The 14,937-nt window shown below is 73.4% G+C and carries 15 protein-coding genes; all 15 read right to left on the bottom strand.

Features of this window, described 5'->3' with window-relative positions:
* Positions 1-376: 376 nt before the first annotated feature.
* Complete coding sequence (locus tag AB0D85_RS35030; RefSeq protein WP_362329109.1) at positions 377-613, bottom strand: acyl-CoA carboxylase epsilon subunit; 237 nt, start codon at positions 611-613, stop codon at positions 377-379.
* Positions 610-2,217, bottom strand: a complete 1,608-nt coding sequence (locus tag AB0D85_RS35035; protein ID WP_362329111.1) for an acyl-CoA carboxylase subunit beta — start codon at positions 2,215-2,217, stop codon at positions 610-612. The genes AB0D85_RS35030 and AB0D85_RS35035 overlap by 4 nt, the downstream gene beginning before the upstream one ends.
* Positions 2,214-3,080 carry a 4'-phosphopantetheinyl transferase superfamily protein gene (locus AB0D85_RS35040; RefSeq protein WP_362329113.1) on the bottom strand — a complete coding sequence of 289 codons (867 nt, stop codon included), beginning with the start codon at positions 3,078-3,080 and terminating at the stop codon, positions 2,214-2,216. The genes AB0D85_RS35035 and AB0D85_RS35040 overlap by 4 nt, the downstream gene beginning before the upstream one ends.
* Complete coding sequence (locus tag AB0D85_RS35045) at positions 3,077-4,375, bottom strand: MFS transporter (protein WP_362329115.1); 1,299 nt, start codon at positions 4,373-4,375, stop codon at positions 3,077-3,079. The genes AB0D85_RS35040 and AB0D85_RS35045 overlap by 4 nt, the downstream gene beginning before the upstream one ends.
* Positions 4,372-5,247: an alpha/beta fold hydrolase gene (locus AB0D85_RS35050; protein WP_362329117.1), complete on the bottom strand. Its 876-nt coding sequence runs from the start codon at positions 5,245-5,247 to the stop codon at positions 4,372-4,374. The genes AB0D85_RS35045 and AB0D85_RS35050 overlap by 4 nt, the downstream gene beginning before the upstream one ends.
* Positions 5,248-5,250: 3 nt before the next feature.
* A complete protein-coding gene (locus AB0D85_RS35055; protein WP_362329119.1) occupies positions 5,251-6,942 on the bottom strand; it encodes an FAD-dependent monooxygenase in 1,692 nt (563 codons plus the stop codon).
* A gap of 76 nt (positions 6,943-7,018) precedes the next feature.
* Complete coding sequence (locus tag AB0D85_RS35060) at positions 7,019-8,587, bottom strand: FAD-dependent monooxygenase (protein WP_362329121.1); 1,569 nt, start codon at positions 8,585-8,587, stop codon at positions 7,019-7,021.
* A gap of 2 nt (positions 8,588-8,589) precedes the next feature.
* Positions 8,590-9,540, bottom strand: a complete 951-nt coding sequence (locus AB0D85_RS35065) for an aromatase/cyclase (protein WP_362329123.1) — start codon at positions 9,538-9,540, stop codon at positions 8,590-8,592.
* A gap of 58 nt (positions 9,541-9,598) precedes the next feature.
* Complete coding sequence (gene fabG / locus AB0D85_RS35070; protein WP_362329125.1) at positions 9,599-10,384, bottom strand: 3-oxoacyl-ACP reductase FabG; 786 nt, start codon at positions 10,382-10,384, stop codon at positions 9,599-9,601.
* Between the two features lie 107 nt (positions 10,385-10,491).
* Positions 10,492-10,767, bottom strand: a complete 276-nt coding sequence (locus AB0D85_RS35075; protein ID WP_362329127.1) for an acyl carrier protein — start codon at positions 10,765-10,767, stop codon at positions 10,492-10,494.
* Positions 10,768-10,811: 44 nt separating this feature from the next.
* Entirely contained in the window at positions 10,812-12,023 is a 1,212-nt protein-coding gene (locus tag AB0D85_RS35080) for a ketosynthase chain-length factor (RefSeq protein WP_362329129.1), read from the bottom strand.
* Positions 12,020-13,291, bottom strand: coding sequence for a beta-ketoacyl-[acyl-carrier-protein] synthase family protein (locus AB0D85_RS35085; protein ID WP_362329131.1), 1,272 nt, complete (start codon positions 13,289-13,291; stop codon positions 12,020-12,022). The genes AB0D85_RS35080 and AB0D85_RS35085 overlap by 4 nt, the downstream gene beginning before the upstream one ends.
* Positions 13,288-13,617 (bottom strand): TcmI family type II polyketide cyclase, encoded by a 330-nt coding sequence (locus AB0D85_RS35090; RefSeq protein WP_362329134.1) that lies wholly within the window; start codon positions 13,615-13,617, stop codon positions 13,288-13,290. Before AB0D85_RS35090 ends, AB0D85_RS35085 begins: the two co-directional genes overlap by 4 nt.
* A gap of 173 nt (positions 13,618-13,790) precedes the next feature.
* A complete protein-coding gene (locus AB0D85_RS35095) occupies positions 13,791-13,952 on the bottom strand; it encodes a hypothetical protein (RefSeq protein WP_362329136.1) in 162 nt (53 codons plus the stop codon).
* 28 nt (positions 13,953-13,980) lie between these two features.
* Positions 13,981-14,937 (bottom strand): biotin/lipoyl-containing protein (locus AB0D85_RS35100; RefSeq protein WP_362329138.1); only part of this gene is annotated, 957 nt, incomplete at its 5' end.

Below are 14,937 nucleotides of genomic sequence, written 5' to 3' on the forward strand. Positions count from 1 at the left end.
GGCGTGGGTCGCGGTCATGGGTCGATGTCATGCGCCGCGGTCGCGGGTGGTGTTCGCGATCGTGCGTCACGGTCGTGGATCGCGGGACGCGGGACGAGGTCGCGGGTCCCGGGTCGCGGTCGCGGGTCCGGGTCGCGGTCGCGGGTCCGGGTCGCGGTCGCGGGTCGCGGGTCCCGGGTCCCGGGCCGCGGGTCCCGGGTCCCGGGCCGCGGGTCCCGGGTCCCGGGCCGCGGGTCCCGGGCCGCGGGTCCCGGGTCGCGGTCATGCAGTGCGGTCGTGCGTCGTGTGGGCGGGCCGTGGCCCCGGTGTGTCCCTCGACCGGGTCGGCGCGGTCGAGGGAGGTCGGGGGGCGGGGGCATTGGGGGTCCGTGCGCCGTCAGGCCGCTCGGGCGCCGGCGACGTGCCAGCCGCGTGGGTCGCGGTGGGTCGCGAGGCGTTCCGGGCGGTGCCAGCCGGCCACCGGGCGGGGTACGAGAGGACTGACGTCCGCGGCGGCCAGGGCGGCCGCGCGGGCGAGCAGGACGGTGGTCAGGGCGGCGAGCTCGGCGGGGCTCGCCTGTCCCTTCACGACCTTGATGACCAGGGCGCCGTCCGCCCCCTCCGGCGCGCTCACTGAGGCGGGTTGCCGTGCTTGCGCGACGGCAGGTCGGCCTGCTTGCTGCGGAGCATCGCCAGGGCGCGGATGAGGGTGGAGCGGGTCTCGCGCGGGTCGATGACGTCGTCGATCAGTCCGCGTTCGGCCGCGTAGTAGGGGTGCATCAGCTCCGACTGGTACTCCTTGATCTTCTGGGCGCGGGTGGCCTCCGGGTCGTCCGCCGCCGCGATCTCCCGGCGGAAGATCACGTTCGCCGCGCCCTCGGCGCCCATCACCGCGATCTCGTTGGTGGGCCAGGCGAGGGCCAGGTCGGTGCCGATCGAGCGGGAGTCCATGACGATGTACGCGCCGCCGTAGGCCTTGCGCAGGACGAGGGAGATACGGGGCACGGTGGCGTTGCAGTAGGCGTAGAGGAGCTTGGCGCCGCGGCGGATGATGCCGTTGTGCTCCTGGGCCACGCCCGGCAGGAAGCCCGGTACGTCGATCAGCGTGACCAGCGGGATGTTGAAGGCGTCGCAGAACTGCACGAACCGCGCGGCCTTTTCACTGGCGTCGATGTCCAGGACCCCGGCGAAGGAGGCCGGCTGGCTGGCGACGATGCCGACGACGTCGCCGTCGAGCCGGGACAGCGCGCACACCACGTTGGTCGCCCAGTCCGCGTGCACCTCGAAGTAGTCGCCGTCGTCGACGATCTCCTCGATGACGGTACGGATGTCGTAGACCCGGCCGGGGTCCCCGGGGACCAGTTCCAGCACCCGGTCGGTGCGCCGGTCGGCAGGGTCCGAACTCGGTGTCCTGGGCGGCAGCTCGCGGTTGTTGGACGGCAGCAGCGACAGCAGGTGCCGTACGTCCTCCATGCAGCTGCGTACGTCGTCGTAGGCGAAGTGGGCCACACCCGAGGCGCTGGCGTGGACGTCGGCGCCGCCCAGGTCGTTCTGGGTGATCTCCTCGCCGGTGACCGCCTTGACCACGTCGGGGCCGGTGATGAACATCTGGGCGATGTCGCGGACCATGAAGACGAAGTCGGTCAGGGCGGGCGAGTAGGCGGCGCCGCCCGCGCAGGGGCCGAGCATCACGCTGATCTGCGGGATCACCCCGGAGGCGCGGGTGTTGCGCTGGAAGATGCCGCCGTAGCCGGCGAGCGCGGAGACGCCCTCCTGGATACGGGCGCCGGCGCCGTCGTTCAGGGACACGAGCGGGGCCCCCGCCGCCACGGCCATGTCCATGATCTTGTGGATCTTCTGGGCGTGGGCCTCGCCGAGGGCGCCGCCGAAGATCCGGAAGTCGTGCGCGTAGACGAAGACGGTACGGCCGTGGACCGTGCCCCAGCCGGTGATCACGCCGTCGGTGTAGGGGCGCTTCTTCTCCAGGCCGAAGCCGGTGGCGCGGTGCCGGCGCAACTGCTCGACCTCGGTGAACGAGCCCGGGTCCAGGAGCAGTTCGATGCGTTCGTGGGCGGTCAGCTTGCCCTTGGCGTGCTGGCGCTCGGTGGCCTTGGGGTCGTGGCCCGTACGGGCCAGGTCCTTGATGATCTGCAGCTCGGTCAGCCGGTCCACCTCGCAGGCGTCCGGGGCGTCCGGGGCGGTCTCCAGCACGGGAGTCCCGGGATCGATGACGGTCATGATGCCTGGGCCCTTTCCTTCCTGTTCCGGGTGTCGATGAGGGCGTGCGTCTGGACGGAGGACGGATTGTGGGCGCGCAGCACGGTGCGCAGGCCCGGTTCGACGGTGGCGATCCGCTCCACGGCGTCCCGGGCGTAGAGCCACTCGGCGGGCACGGAGTACATGGAGACCCGCCAGTCCTTGTCGCCGGCCGCGGCCGCGGCGCCGACATGGCCGTCGCACAGCGGTACGTTGCGCACCGCCCAGCCGGTCGGGCGCCAGGACTCGGCCGCCTCGCCGAGGTAGTCGATGTCGGCCGCGCGGGCCAGGCCGGTGCCGAGCCCCTTCAGATAGGCCTCCTTGCGGGACCACAGCCGGGCGAAGGCCATCTGCCGCCGGTCCTCCGACAGCCGGGTGATCTCCTGCTGTTCGGCCGGGTGCAGCGAGGACAGACAGGCCTCCACGGTGTCCGGCGACGGCAGCACCTGGACGTCGACGCCGACCCGGGTGCGCGCGATCGCGACCATGGCCAGACCGTGGCTGTGCGAGAGGGAGAACTCGGGGGCGCCGGGCAGGTCGACCAGGACCGGACGGCCGTGCCGCTCCTCGCACTCCTCGCACCACTCCCGGCCGAGGGGAAGCCGCTTGGGCGCGACACCGGTGTAGACCGAGAGGACCCGGCGCAGCCCCACATGGGCGGCGGCGTACATCTGCCGGTCCTCCTGGCGGCGGTAGGCGGCGGCACGCCGTCGCTCCTCGATGTCGAGTTCGCCGACCGGTACGTCGCGTTCCGAGGCGGGCGGCGGCAGCAGCCAGATGTGCAGGTCCGACGCGCCCACTTCCAGGGTGGAGCGCGGGACGTTCGGTACGAGGGGGAGGTTCACGGGCGGCTCCCGGTTCCGGTGGTGTGGGCCGGCGTCCGCGTGGCCGGGGGTGGCCCGGCGGGTGCGTCGCCGCGGTCGGCGGCGGCCGCCACGAGTGCGGCGGCCAGCGAGATCAGGCCGCCCGCCCAGAGGGCGGAGCGGGTTCCCAGGTAGTGGGTGACGGTGCCGACGAAGAGGGCGCCGAGCGGGGCGGTGCCCTGCAGGATCAGCGTGTAGACGGCCATGACGCGGCCCCGGTGGGCAGGGTCGCTGCCCAGCTGGACGCGGTGGTTGGCGGCCTGGGCGAAGTACAGGGACGCGAAGCCGGTCGGGACGAGCAGGACCAGTGCCGTCGGCAGGTTCGGCGCCCATCCGGTGGCCGCGGCGAGCGCGCCGAAGGCGCAGGCCCAGCCGGTGACCAGGCGGGCCGGGGGGCGGCCCCTGCGCAGGGTGCCGGCGAAGGCGGCCAGCAGTGAACCGGCGGCGAGCGCGGCGGTGAGCAGCCCGAAGGACGCGGCGTCCGTGCGGAACACGGTGCGCGCCATGAGCGGCAGGGTGAGCTGGAGGTTGAGGCCGAACAGGGCCACCGCCGCGACCAGGGCCAGGGTGGCCACCAGGTCGGGGCGCGACCGGAGTTCGGCCAGGCCTTCCATGACCCGGGCGTCGGCGGCCGGGCGGGGCGGGCGGTGCAGTTGCCCGGGCCGCATGGCGCGCAGCCCGGCCACGGTGGCCGCGTAGCTCACCGCGTTGAGGAGCATCACGGTGCCGGTGCCGGTGGCCGCGATCAGCAGCCCGGCCAGGGACGGGCCGAGCACCCGGGCGATGTTGAAGTAGGCGCCGCTGAGCGCGGAGGCGTTGGGCACCAGGTCGGGTCCGACGAGTTCGGCGATGAAGGACAGCCGGGCGGGCACCTCGACGGCGTTGGCGACGCCGAGGGCCGCGGCGAACACGCAGACCTGCCACAGCCGGGCCGCGCCGGAGACGACCAGCAGGCCGAGCGCCAGCGCGAGCACCCCGGAGACGACGTTGGCTCCGGTCAGCAGGGCGCGCTTGTCGTGGCGGTCGGCGAGCCGACCGCCGTACAGGGTCAGCAGCAGCATCGGGGTGAACTGCAGCGCGGTGACGGTGGCGAGCGCGGTGCCGGAGCCACCGGACAGGTCGAGGACGAGCCAGTCCTGGGCGACGACCATCATCCAGGTGCCGGTGGCGGACACGACCTGGCCGGCCGCGAAGAGCCGGAAGTTCCGCACGGTCAGCGAGCGCAGGCTGCCGGTCAGCAACCGGCGGGTCGGTCCTTCGGTGACGGCCGGTGTCATGGCCCGTCCCGTTCCGGCAGGCACTCCTCGAAGAAGGCGAGCGCGCGCAGGTGGTAGGAGCGGGCGGTGCGGCCCAGGCTGATGTTGTGCCCGGCGTCCGGCTGCCGGTCGACGACCACCCGGGGCGCGGCGCTGAGCCGGGCCCGCAGGTCGTCGAGGGCGTCGGCGTCGTGCCGCCACCACAGTTCGTGCTCGGCGAAGGTGAGCCGTACCGGGACGCGGATGTGCGGGGCGAGCGTGTCGAACACCCCCGGCCAGTCCGGGGCGGCGCTCAGCTCCCGCTCCGGGATGGGCTTGACCAGGGCCGCGCTGAACTGGAAGGTGGCGGGCGGGTACAGGGCGAGCCGGCCCCAGTTGTACTTCCAGCGGGCCCGGTCGGGTCCGGCGAGCAGTTCCGCGGAGCGCGGGGCGTAGCGGTGGCCGCAGCCGGAGATGTCCAGGCCCAGCAGTCCGGCCGGCGGGGCTTCGGCGGCCAGGGTCAGGGCCAGTTTGCCGCCGAAGGAGTGGGCGAGCAGGAACGTTCCACCGCCGATGTCGTACTCGGCGCCGAAGCGGTCGAGCGCGGCCCGCAGCACGCGGGCCTGCCCGGCTAGGTCCAGGCCCTGCGGGAGCCCGGTCGCGGAGTCGCCGTAACCGGGCCGGTCGACGGCGAGGACCGCGAACCCCAGATGCGCCCCCAGCGCGCAGAGGGAGGCGTCGGGCTGCGCCCCGCCGTCGAAGTACCCCGCGCTCATCCCGGCACCGTGCAGGGCGACCACGGTGGCCCGCGGCGGGCCCTCGGGTGCGCTCAGCAGGGCCGACAGGGTGTGCCCGGCGGCGTCGAGCGTGATCCGCCGCACCCGCGGGCCGACGGACAGGGACGCGGTGCCCATGGCTCACCCCACCTCCGGGGAACCGAACCAGTGGTGGAGGGCGACGACGAGGGCGTCCACCGAGGTGGCGAGGTCGGTGCGGGTGGACACGGAGGCGGTGGACACGGAGGCGGGAGCGGGGGCGGTGGAGACGGCGCCCGTGGGCCGGGGGGCTGTCGGGGCGGCCGCCGTACGGGGATCGGGTGCGCCGGTGCCTGACAAGGCGGACTCCGCTCGGGATTCGGGTTCGGAGGCGGGACGGGTGGTGGCGTCGATGAGGGAGCCAGGGCCGGTCGGCGAAGGGCCGCCGCCCGTCGTCCAGGCCACGTGGCCGTCGGGGCGGATCAGGAGCGCCGTCGCGCCGGCGAAGACGCCGAGGTGGTCGGGGGCGGCGCGGACCACCGTGACCCGGTCCGCCCACGGGGCCGCGGCCGCGCGGAGTTCGGGGTTGTCGGTGAGGTCGAGGAGGACACCGCGGGCGGCGTGCAGCAGGGCCGTCGTGGTGGTCTCCGTGCCGTCGGCCGTGTGCAGCGGGCGCGGCGGCAGGCGGCGGCCGAGCAGGGGGTGGGTGGCGGGGCCCAGGTCGTAGCCGACGTTCAAGTGGCTTACGACACCGGCCAGGTGGCGGCGTACCTCCGGCAGCCCCATCAGCTCGGTGAACACGGCCCGCAGCGGATCGGCCTCGGGACCGCCGAGGAAGATCATGCCCTGGGCCCGGGTGTTCATCAGCAGCCGGGCGCCGACGGGGTGCCGTTCGCCGTGGTAGGTGTCGAGCAGGCCCTCCGGAGCCCGGCCCCGGACCACCGCGGCCAGCTTCCAGCCGAGGTTGACCGCGTCCTGCACACCCGTGCTCAGCCCCTGGCCGCCGGCCGGCAGATGGACGTGCGCGGCGTCCCCGGCGAGCAGCACCCGGCCCTTGCGGTAGACGGAGACCTGACGGGTGGCGTCCGTGAAGGAGCTGACCCAGTCGGCGCCGCCGCCGGCCAGCGACTCGCCGGTGATGCGCTCCCAGGCGGCCGCGACCTCGTCGAACTGCACGTCCTCGGGCCGGTCCCCGGCCGGGGTGCCGTGCTCGCAGACGATGATCCGGTCCACGCCCGGCGCCAGCGGCGCGGCCATCACCATGCCGTTCTCCAGCCGCTCCCCGAGGAAGCGGGGCCGGATCTCGCAGCCGGTGACGTCGGCCAGGTACATCCGGCGGGTGGCCGGCAGGCCGGGGAAGTCGAACCCGGCCATCCTGCGCACCGCGCTCTGGCCGCCGTCGCAGCCCACGAGGTACGCGGCGCGCAGCCGCCGTTCGCCCTCGGGCGTGTCCGCCACGATCTCGATGCCGTCGGCGTCCTCGGCCAGCTTGGTCAGCTCCCAGCCCCGGCGGATGTCCGCGCCCAGTTCCCCGGCCCAGTCCTCCAGGACGGCCTCGGTCTGGGACTGCGGGACGCCGCGGGCGCCGAAGTGGGCGTCCTCCAGGACGGTGTAGTCGAACTGGACGCCGCCGAAGTGGCCCATCGGGCTCTTCTCCAGCTGTCCGAAGCGGGGCAGCAGCCCGCGCTGGTCGAACGCCTCCATGGCGCGGGCCGTGAATCCCAGCCCCCGGGACTGCCCGGTCGGCTCCGCCAGTTTCTCCACGACGACGACGCGGGCGCCGCCCAGCCGCAGTTCCCCGGCCAGCATGAGGCCCGAGGGCCCCGCGCCGACAACGATCACATCCGTGTCCACAGCACTTTCCTCTCCGAGTCGGACAAGGGGGACGAGCAAGGGGGACGAGCAAGGCAAGTCAGATGGGGACCCGGGGTCACAGGCCCGGGTCGGGGCGGCCGAACCAGTGGCGGATCGCCGCGGTCGCCGCCCAGGGGTCCGTGCCGGCCCAGGCGACATGGCCGTCCGGGCGGACCAGCAGCCCGTCGGCGTCGTACAGGGGCGACTTGGCGTCGTACGGCCGTGCCTCGGCCTCGTACGGCCGTCCCTCGGCGGCGTGCAGCGGCCCGGTGGCGTCGGGCAGTACCGCGACCGGGGTGACGCGGTCCGACCAGACCTTGCCGAGCCAGCGCAGTTCGGCGCGGGCGGACTCGGAGACGAGCAGCAGCCCGCGTCCCGTGCGCAGCAGTCCGGCCACGCTCACCGGTCCGTCCGGCGTCGGCAGGGTGCCCAGCGGCAGCCGGGCGCCGAGCAGCGGATGGGTGCCGCCGCCCACGGGGTGGCGGATGTCGAGCCCGGTGATCATCGCCGCGAGGTGCTGCCGCGCGGGTCCCGCGGCGATCAGCTCGCCGAGCAGGGTGCGCGCCGGTTCCACCGCCCGGTCGCCGAGCAGCAGCAGTGCCTGCACCCGGATGTTGGCGAGCACCCGGCGCCCGACCTCGTGCCGTTCGTCGTGGTAGGTGTCGAGCAGGCCCTGCGGGGCCCGGCCGCAGGCCACCGCGGCCAGCTTCCAGCCGAGGTTGGCCGCGTCCTGCAGCCCGAGGTTGAGTGCCTGGCCGCCGCTGGGCATCTGGCGGTGGGCGGCGTCCCCGGCGAACAGCACCCGCCCGTGCCGGTACTGCGTGAGCTGCTGGTTGGCGTCGCCGAAGGCGTTGAGCCAGACCGGGCGGCCGCCGCTCAGGTCCTCGCCGGTGACCCGCCGCCAGGCGCCGACGACCTCGGCGAAGGAGGGCGGGCCGGTCCGGGCGGGGGCCGGGGTGCCGAACTCGTGCACCATGACCCGGGTGGTGCCGCCGGGCATCCGGGCCGCGATGGCGAGGCCGCGGTCGAGGCGTTCGAAGCGCCGGTCGGGGATGTCGATCCCGGCGATGTCCGCCCGCAGCAGTTCCCGTCCGGCGGGGGTGCCGGGGAAGTCCGCCCCGGTCAGCCGGCGCACGGTGCTGTCCTCGCCGTCGCAGGCGACGAGGTACGCCGCCCGCAGCCGCCGCGGTCCGTCCGGGGTCTCGGCGACGACGTCCACGTGCCCGTCGCGCTGGGTGAGTCCGCGCACCTCCCAGCCGCGGCGCACATCCGCCCCGAGGGACTCGGCCCACTCCTGGAGCAGTTCCTCGGTCCGGGTCTGGGGCACCTTCCACTGGCCCGAGTGCGGGCTCGGCATGGTCAGGTCCATGGGCACGCCGCCGAAGTGGCCGCGCGGTTCACGCGGCGGATCGCCGAGCGCGGCCAGCAGCCCGCGGCAGTCGAACAGTTCCACGGTGCGGGCGTGCAGGGTGGAGGCGCGGGACTCCGTGGTGGGGGTGCGCAGCCGCTCCAGGACGACCACGTCGGCGCCGCCCAGCCGGAGTTCACCGGCGAGGAAGAGCCCCACGGGGCCCGCCCCCACCACGATCACACGGGTTGCCGCCGGGCCCTTGGCGGGCCGGGCCGGGGAGCTGTCGGTGGCCATGGTCAGCGGCTCTTCTCCGCGTGGTCCTTGGCGTGCCGCAGCGTGGCACGGCTGTTGGTGCTCAGCGCGCCCTGGACGTACTCGCGGGCGTCCTCGACCGTGGCGTGCGCGCCGAGGATCCGCGCGATGTTGTCCGGGTTGAGCACGACCGTGTGCTGCGAGGTGGCGGCGACCCCGCGCGGGTACTCCTCGAACGTCCACAGCCCGGTGTGCAGGGTCATCAGGGCCGGCAGGGTCACCTGCTTGTAGGCGATCGCGCGGTGCGGGAAGGTCACCCGGTACGACTTGGTGGTGTGCGTCGAGCCGTCCTTGGCCCTGGTGTCCATCTCCAGGACCTGCAGACCGGGCGTCGGCTCCTCGAACCCGACGCGGGCCACGTGCGGCAGCCGGTCCACCCACAGGTGGGCGTCGTTGATGAAGTCGTAGACGTCCTTGGCCGAGCCCTCGATCAGCACCGTGTCCTCGAAGGAGAAGGTCAGCTCGCGGGCGGAGTGGGCGCGTTCGACGTTCTCCTTCAGGGCGGCCAGCTCCGAGCGGGAGTTGCGGTCGACCGCCTCGTCGATCCAGGCGAGGCTCGCGGGGTCGTCGTCGACGGCCCGGTAGTCGTGCAGCAGCCGTACCAGCGACTCGCCGCCCCGCTCCTCGATCTCCCAGGCGCCGCCCATCGCGGCGACCGGGGGCGCGGAGACCTCCTGACGGAAGGTGATCCGGCGGCCGTCCGGGTCCAGGGTGCGGCGCGAGGTCCAGTTCTTGGCCTCGCCGTTGGCGGTGGCCCAGATCCGGATGCGCTCCTCGCGCTCGTCCTTCTCCAGGTGGTCGACGTGGATGGTCGGGGGGAAGATCTGCGGCCAGTTCTGCACCTCGGCGATCAGCCGGTAGACGGCGTCGGCGGGGGCCGAGACGGTGATCTCGTGCGCTACCTGGCGGGTGGTCGTTGCGTCCGTCGTGGTCACGTCCTCGTCCTCTTCTTCGGGTGGTCCGGCTGGGGTTCCTCAGGGGGTCCGGATGGGGTCAGAAGTTGCCCAGGCCGCCGCAGACGTTGATCGCCTGCGCGGTGACGGACGCGGCGGTGTCGGAGGCGAGGTAGCCGACCATGCCCGCGACCTCCTCCGGCGTGGAGTAGCGGCCGAGCGGGATCTTGGCCTGGAACTTCTCGAGGATCGCGCCCTCGGTGGTGTCGTAGGCGGCGGCGTAGCCCTGCCGGACGCGCTGGGCCATCGGCGTCTCGACGTACCCGGGGCAGACGGCGTTGACGGTGATGCCGGTCGGCGCGAGCTCGTTGCCGAGGGCCTTGGTGAAGCCGACGACGCCGTGCTTGGAGGCGGAGTAGGGGGCGCCGAGCACCACGCCCTGCTTGCCCGCGGTGGAGGCGATGTTGACGATCCGGCCCCAGCTGCGGCCGCGCATGCCACCGGTGTTGAGCACCTCGCGGGTCATCCGGAAGACGCTGTTGAGGTTGGTGTCGATGACGTCGTCCCAGAGCTCGTCCGCGATGTCGGCGGTCACTCCGCCGCCGCTGCGGCCGGCGTTGTTGACGAGGACGTCGACGGCGCCGAAGCGGTCGACGGCCGACTGGACGAAGTCACGGACGGCGTCCGCCGAACGGACGTCCAGGGCGGCGCCGTCGGCCTCGATGCCCTCCTCCTGGAGCTGCTTGACCGTCTCGGCCACGTTGTCGGCGTTGCGTGCCCCGATGAAGACCTTGTGCCCGGCGGCACCCAGCTGCCTGGCGACCGCCAGTCCGATTCCGCTGGTGGCCCCGGTGATCAGGGCGACCCGCTGCGTCTTTTCCGGCATGCTCTTTCAACTCCCTTGGCTGGAGGGCTGGTTGGGGGATGCGCCGCCGCCGGTCGGGGGGTGTGCCGGCGGCGGCGGTTCAGCGGAGTGGGGGGGATGACGGAACGTCAGGCGGCGGTCTGGGTCGCCTCGTCCAGCTGGGCGTTGACCGCGTCGATGAGGGCGCGGGGCGTGTTGCTCTCCGTCAGGACGTCGTCGTCCAGGACGATGCCGTACTCGCGCTCGATACGGCCGCCGGTCTCCAGGAGCGCCAGCGACTCGTAGCCGAGGTGCTCGAAGTCCTCGTCGAGGATGTCGCCGTCGAGGTCGACGGACTCCTCGGCTCCGGCGCCCTCGATCAGGATGCGCTTGAGGTCGTCGAGGGTGAACTCGTGCTTGTCCACGTGCTGTTCCTTTCGGGTCAGTTTTCCGGTCGGAGGGGCGGGGGTCAGGGCAGGGCCCGTACCACCGCCGCCGAGTTGAAGCCGCCGTGGCCGCGGGCCACCACCAGGGCGGTGCGGACCCGGGCCTCGCGGGGGCGGTCGGTCACCAGGTCGAGGTTGTGCTCGGGGGACGGAGTGACGTGCACCGTCGGGGGGATCACGCCGTCCCGGATCGCCAGGAACGCGGCGGCCAGGTCGAGGGGCGCGGCACCCGAGTACAGGCGGCCCGTCATCGTCTTGGGGGCGGTGACCGGGACGGCCGCGGGGCCGAACACCGCGGTGAGCGCCTCCGCCTCGATCCGGTCGAGCTCGGGATCGGCCGCCGCGTCGGCGAACACCACGTCCACCGCATCGGCGCCCAACTCGGCGTCGTCCAGGGCGAGTTCGATGGCCCGGCGGAGCGCCGGCGGGCGCCCGCTGCCCGGCTTCGGGTCGAACGTGGCGGCGTACCCGGCGACCTCGCCGTAGATCCGCGCGCCGCGTGCCCGTGCCGTCTCCTCGGACTCCATGACGAGCAGCGCGCCGCCCTCGCCCGGCACGTACCCGTCGGCCGCCTCGTCGAAGGGCAGATAGGCCCGGCTCGGCTCGTCGCTCGTGGTGAGCCCCTGCGCGGCGAGCTGGGCGACCCAGCCCCACGGGCAGATGGAGGCGTCCACGGCCCCGGAGACCACCAGGCCCGTACCCTTGCGGATCTGGCGGCGGGCCTGGGCCACCGCGTCCAGACCGCCGGCCTGGTCGCTGACGACCACGCTGCTGGGGCCCTTCATCCCGTGCCGGATGGAGATCTGGCCGCTGTTGACGGCGTAGAACCAGGCGAACGACTGGTACGCGCTGACGTACTGGCTGCCCCGGCTCCACAGGGCCTGCAGCTCGCCCTGGCCGAACTCGAAGCCGCCGGAGGAGCTGGCCGTGACCACGCCCATGCCGAACTCGGGCAGGTCACGCGGCCGGACCCCGGCGTCCTCAAGGGCCCAGTCGGCGGCGACCAGGGCCAGCCGGGTCATCCGGTCGGTCTGCGGCAGCAGCCGGCTCGGCAGGTGCTCCTCGGCCTCGAAGCCGGGTATCTCGCCGGCCAGCCGGGCCGGGTACTGCGCCGGGTCGAAGCGGGTGATGCGGCCGATGCCGCTCTTCCCTGCGAGGGTCGCCTCCCAGTAGTCCTGGACCCCCAGGCCGTTGGGCGCTGTGACGCCGAGGCCCGTCACCACCACCGCGGTCATGCCATGCTCCTCTCGGGACGGGCGAGCACCATCGCGCTCTGGAAGCCGCCGAACCCGCTGCCCACCGTCAGCACCGCGTCGGTGAGCTGCTCGCGGGCGGTGACCGGGACGTAGTCCAGGTCGCACTCCGGGTCGGGGGTGTGCAGGTTCGCCGTGGGCGGTACGACGTTGTGCTCCATGGCCAGCGCCGAGGCCGCGATCTCGATCGAGCCGATGGCGCCGAGCGAGTGCCCGACCATGGACTTGATGGAGCTGACCGGCGTGCGGTAGGCGTGCTCGCCGAGGCTCTTCTTGAAGGCGGCCGTCTCGTGCCGGTCGTTCTGCTTGGTGCCGGAGCCGTGGGCGTTGATGTAGTCGATCGCGTCCACGTTCATCCGGGCCTCGCCCAGCGCCACCGTGATGGCCTCGGCCATCTCCGCGCCGTCGGGCCTGAGGCCGGTCATGTGGTAGGCGTTGGAGCGGGTGGCGTAGCCGGCGATCTCGGCGTAGATGTGCGCGCCGCGGCGGCGGGCGCTCTCCAGTTCCTCCAGGACGAACACCGCGCAGCCCTCGCCGAGCACGAAGCCGTTGCGGGTGCCGTCGAAGGGCCGGGACGCCTGCTCCGGGTCCTCCCGGCGCGGGGTCGTCGCCTTGATGGCGTCGAAGCAGGCCATGGTGATCGGCGAGATCGGCGCGTCGGACGAACCGGCGATCATCACGTCGGCCGAGCCCTCGCGGATCAGCTCGACCGCGTAACCGACCGAGTCGATACCGGAGGTGCAGCCGGTGGACACCACCGTGTTCGGGCCCTCGGCGCCGACCGCCCAGGCGACCTCGGCGGAGAAGGAGCTCGGGACGAAGTAGTTGTACAGGTGCGGTATGGCGTACTCGTGGTCGACCAGGTGCAGCCGGCCGCCGTCGCTGACGATCCGGTACTCCTCGTCGAGGCCGGTCGTGGCGCCCACCGCGCTGCCGATGGTGACGCCCACCCGGTGCGGTTCGTGGGCGGCGAGGTCGATCCCGCTGTCGGCGACGGCGCCGCGCGCGGCGACCACCGCGAACTGGGCGGCCCGGTCCATCCGGCGGGCCTCCTGCGGGGCGAGGCCGTGCCGCTCGGGGTCGAAGTCCATCTCGGCGGCGACCTGCGAGCGGAACGGGCCGGGGTCGAAGAAGCTGATCCGCCGGGTCGCGGTACGGCCCTCGCTCAGCAGCTCCCAGAAACTGTCCTTGCCGACGCCACCGGGGGCGAGGGCCTCGATGCCCGTGATGACGACGCGACGGCCGGTCATGCGGACGCCTCCCAGGTGTAGAAGCGGGTGGCCATCGCGTCGGCGGGCGACCGCCAGGTGGCCGGGTCGTACGCCTCGATGAAGGGCTTCAGGTCCTCGCTGATGCGGACGAACCGCTCGTCGGACTTGGCCTCCTCGATGAGCCGGCCGCCGTTGTCCGCGTCGAAGTCCTGCAGATGGAAGTAGAGGCCCCGGTACTGGAACAGCTGACGCCGCCGGGTACCCATGAGATGCGGCATCTCGGACTCGTCGAACGCGCCGAACAGCTTGGCGACATCGGCTGCCGAGCCCGGTTCCATGCGTGCCACGATCAAGGTGCTGTGCATGAAGCTCTCTCCTTGTGATGGTGCGTGGGACAGGGGGAGCGGAAAGTGGGTCGCATTCCGCGGGAAAAGCCCGGTGTTGCGGGAAGCCCGGTGTGCCGGAGGCCCGGTGTGCCGGGAGAGCGGGCGGCCGGCGGGAACCGGGCCCGCGTCGGCCGTGGAGCCGGTGCCGGTCGTCAGTCGACGCCCCGGCAGATGTGCGGGTGGTCGCGATCGATCTCGTCGTCCTCGCCCGCCAGCCGCCAGGCGGGCGGTGGCGGGGTCGCGGGCCCGTGGCCGTCCGGCAGGACGGCTACGACTCGTACGACGCGGCGGTCGTCCCGTGGGTCGAAGTACATCTGGATCGCGCCTCCCCGGGGGGTGTGGTCAGTCCTTGATCTCGCAGATCACGGCACCGGAGGTGAGGGCGACGCCGACCTCGGCGGCGAGGCCCTTGACGGTGCCGGCCTTGTGCGCGTTGAGCGGCTGCTCCATCTTCATGGCCTCCAGGACGACGATCAGCTCGCCTTCCTTGACCTCCTGGCCCTCCTCGACCGCGACCTTGACGACCGTGCCCTGCATCGGCGAGGCGAGGCTGTCGCCGGAGGCGACCGGGCCGGACCTCCTCGCCGCCCGGCGCCGGGGCTTGGCACCGGCGGCCAGGCCGGTGCGGGCCAGGGTCATGCCGAGCGACGCGGGCAGCGAGACCTCCAGGCGCTTGCCGCCGACCTCGACGACGACCGCCTCCCGGCCCGCCTCGTCCTGGGCCTCGGCGTCGGTATCGGATGCCGGGACCGTGAAGGGCTTGATCTCGTTGACGAACTCGGTCTCGATCCAGCGGGTGTGAATGGTGAAGTGGCCCTCGGCAGGGGCGAAGGCGGGGTCGCGGACGACGGCCCGGTGGAAGGGGATCGCGGTGGCCATGCCCTCGACCTGGAACTCGTCCAGTGCGCGGGCGGCCCGCTGGAGGGCTTCGGCGCGGGTGCGGCCGGTGACGATCAGCTTGGCCAGCAGCGAGTCCCAGGCCGGGCCGATGACGCTGCCGGCTTCGACGCCCGCGTCCAGGCGGACACCGGGGCCGCAGGGCGCGTCGAAGCGGGTGACGGTGCCGGGAGCGGGCAGGAAGTTACGGCCCGGGTCCTCACCGTTGATCCGGAACTCGAACGAATGCCCCCGCAGCTCCGGGTCGCCGTAACCGAGTTCCTCGCCGTCGGCGATCCGGAACATCTCACGGACCAGGTCGATGCCCGCGACCTCCTCGGTCACCGGGTGCTCGACCTGGAGGCGGGTGTTGACCTCCAGGAAGGAGATCGTGCCGTCCTGGCCGACCAGGAACTCACACGT

Source organism: Streptomyces sp. NPDC048277 (assembly GCF_040652235.1).
In the GTDB taxonomy this organism is placed as follows: domain Bacteria; phylum Actinomycetota; class Actinomycetes; order Streptomycetales; family Streptomycetaceae; genus Streptomyces.

Excerpts from the sequence above, each read along its gene's own strand:
- AB0D85_RS35035 (WP_362329111.1), bottom strand. The coding sequence starts at position 2,217 with ATGACCGTCATCGATCCCGGGACTCCCGTGCTGGAGACCGCCCCGGAC.
- AB0D85_RS35045 (WP_362329115.1), bottom strand. The coding sequence starts at position 4,375 with ATGACACCGGCCGTCACCGAAGGACCGACCCGCCGGTTGCTGACCGGC.
- AB0D85_RS35050 (WP_362329117.1), bottom strand. The coding sequence starts at position 5,247 with ATGGGCACCGCGTCCCTGTCCGTCGGCCCGCGGGTGCGGCGGATCACG.
- AB0D85_RS35060 (WP_362329121.1), bottom strand. The coding sequence starts at position 8,587 with ATGGCCACCGACAGCTCCCCGGCCCGGCCCGCCAAGGGCCCGGCGGCA.
- fabG (WP_362329125.1), bottom strand. The coding sequence starts at position 10,384 with ATGCCGGAAAAGACGCAGCGGGTCGCCCTGATCACCGGGGCCACCAGC.
- AB0D85_RS35080 (WP_362329129.1), bottom strand. The coding sequence starts at position 12,023 with ATGACCGCGGTGGTGGTGACGGGCCTCGGCGTCACAGCGCCCAACGGC.
- AB0D85_RS35085 (WP_362329131.1), bottom strand. The coding sequence starts at position 13,291 with ATGACCGGCCGTCGCGTCGTCATCACGGGCATCGAGGCCCTCGCCCCC.
- AB0D85_RS35090 (WP_362329134.1), bottom strand. The coding sequence starts at position 13,617 with ATGCACAGCACCTTGATCGTGGCACGCATGGAACCGGGCTCGGCAGCC.
- AB0D85_RS35095 (WP_362329136.1), bottom strand. The coding sequence starts at position 13,952 with ATGTACTTCGACCCACGGGACGACCGCCGCGTCGTACGAGTCGTAGCC.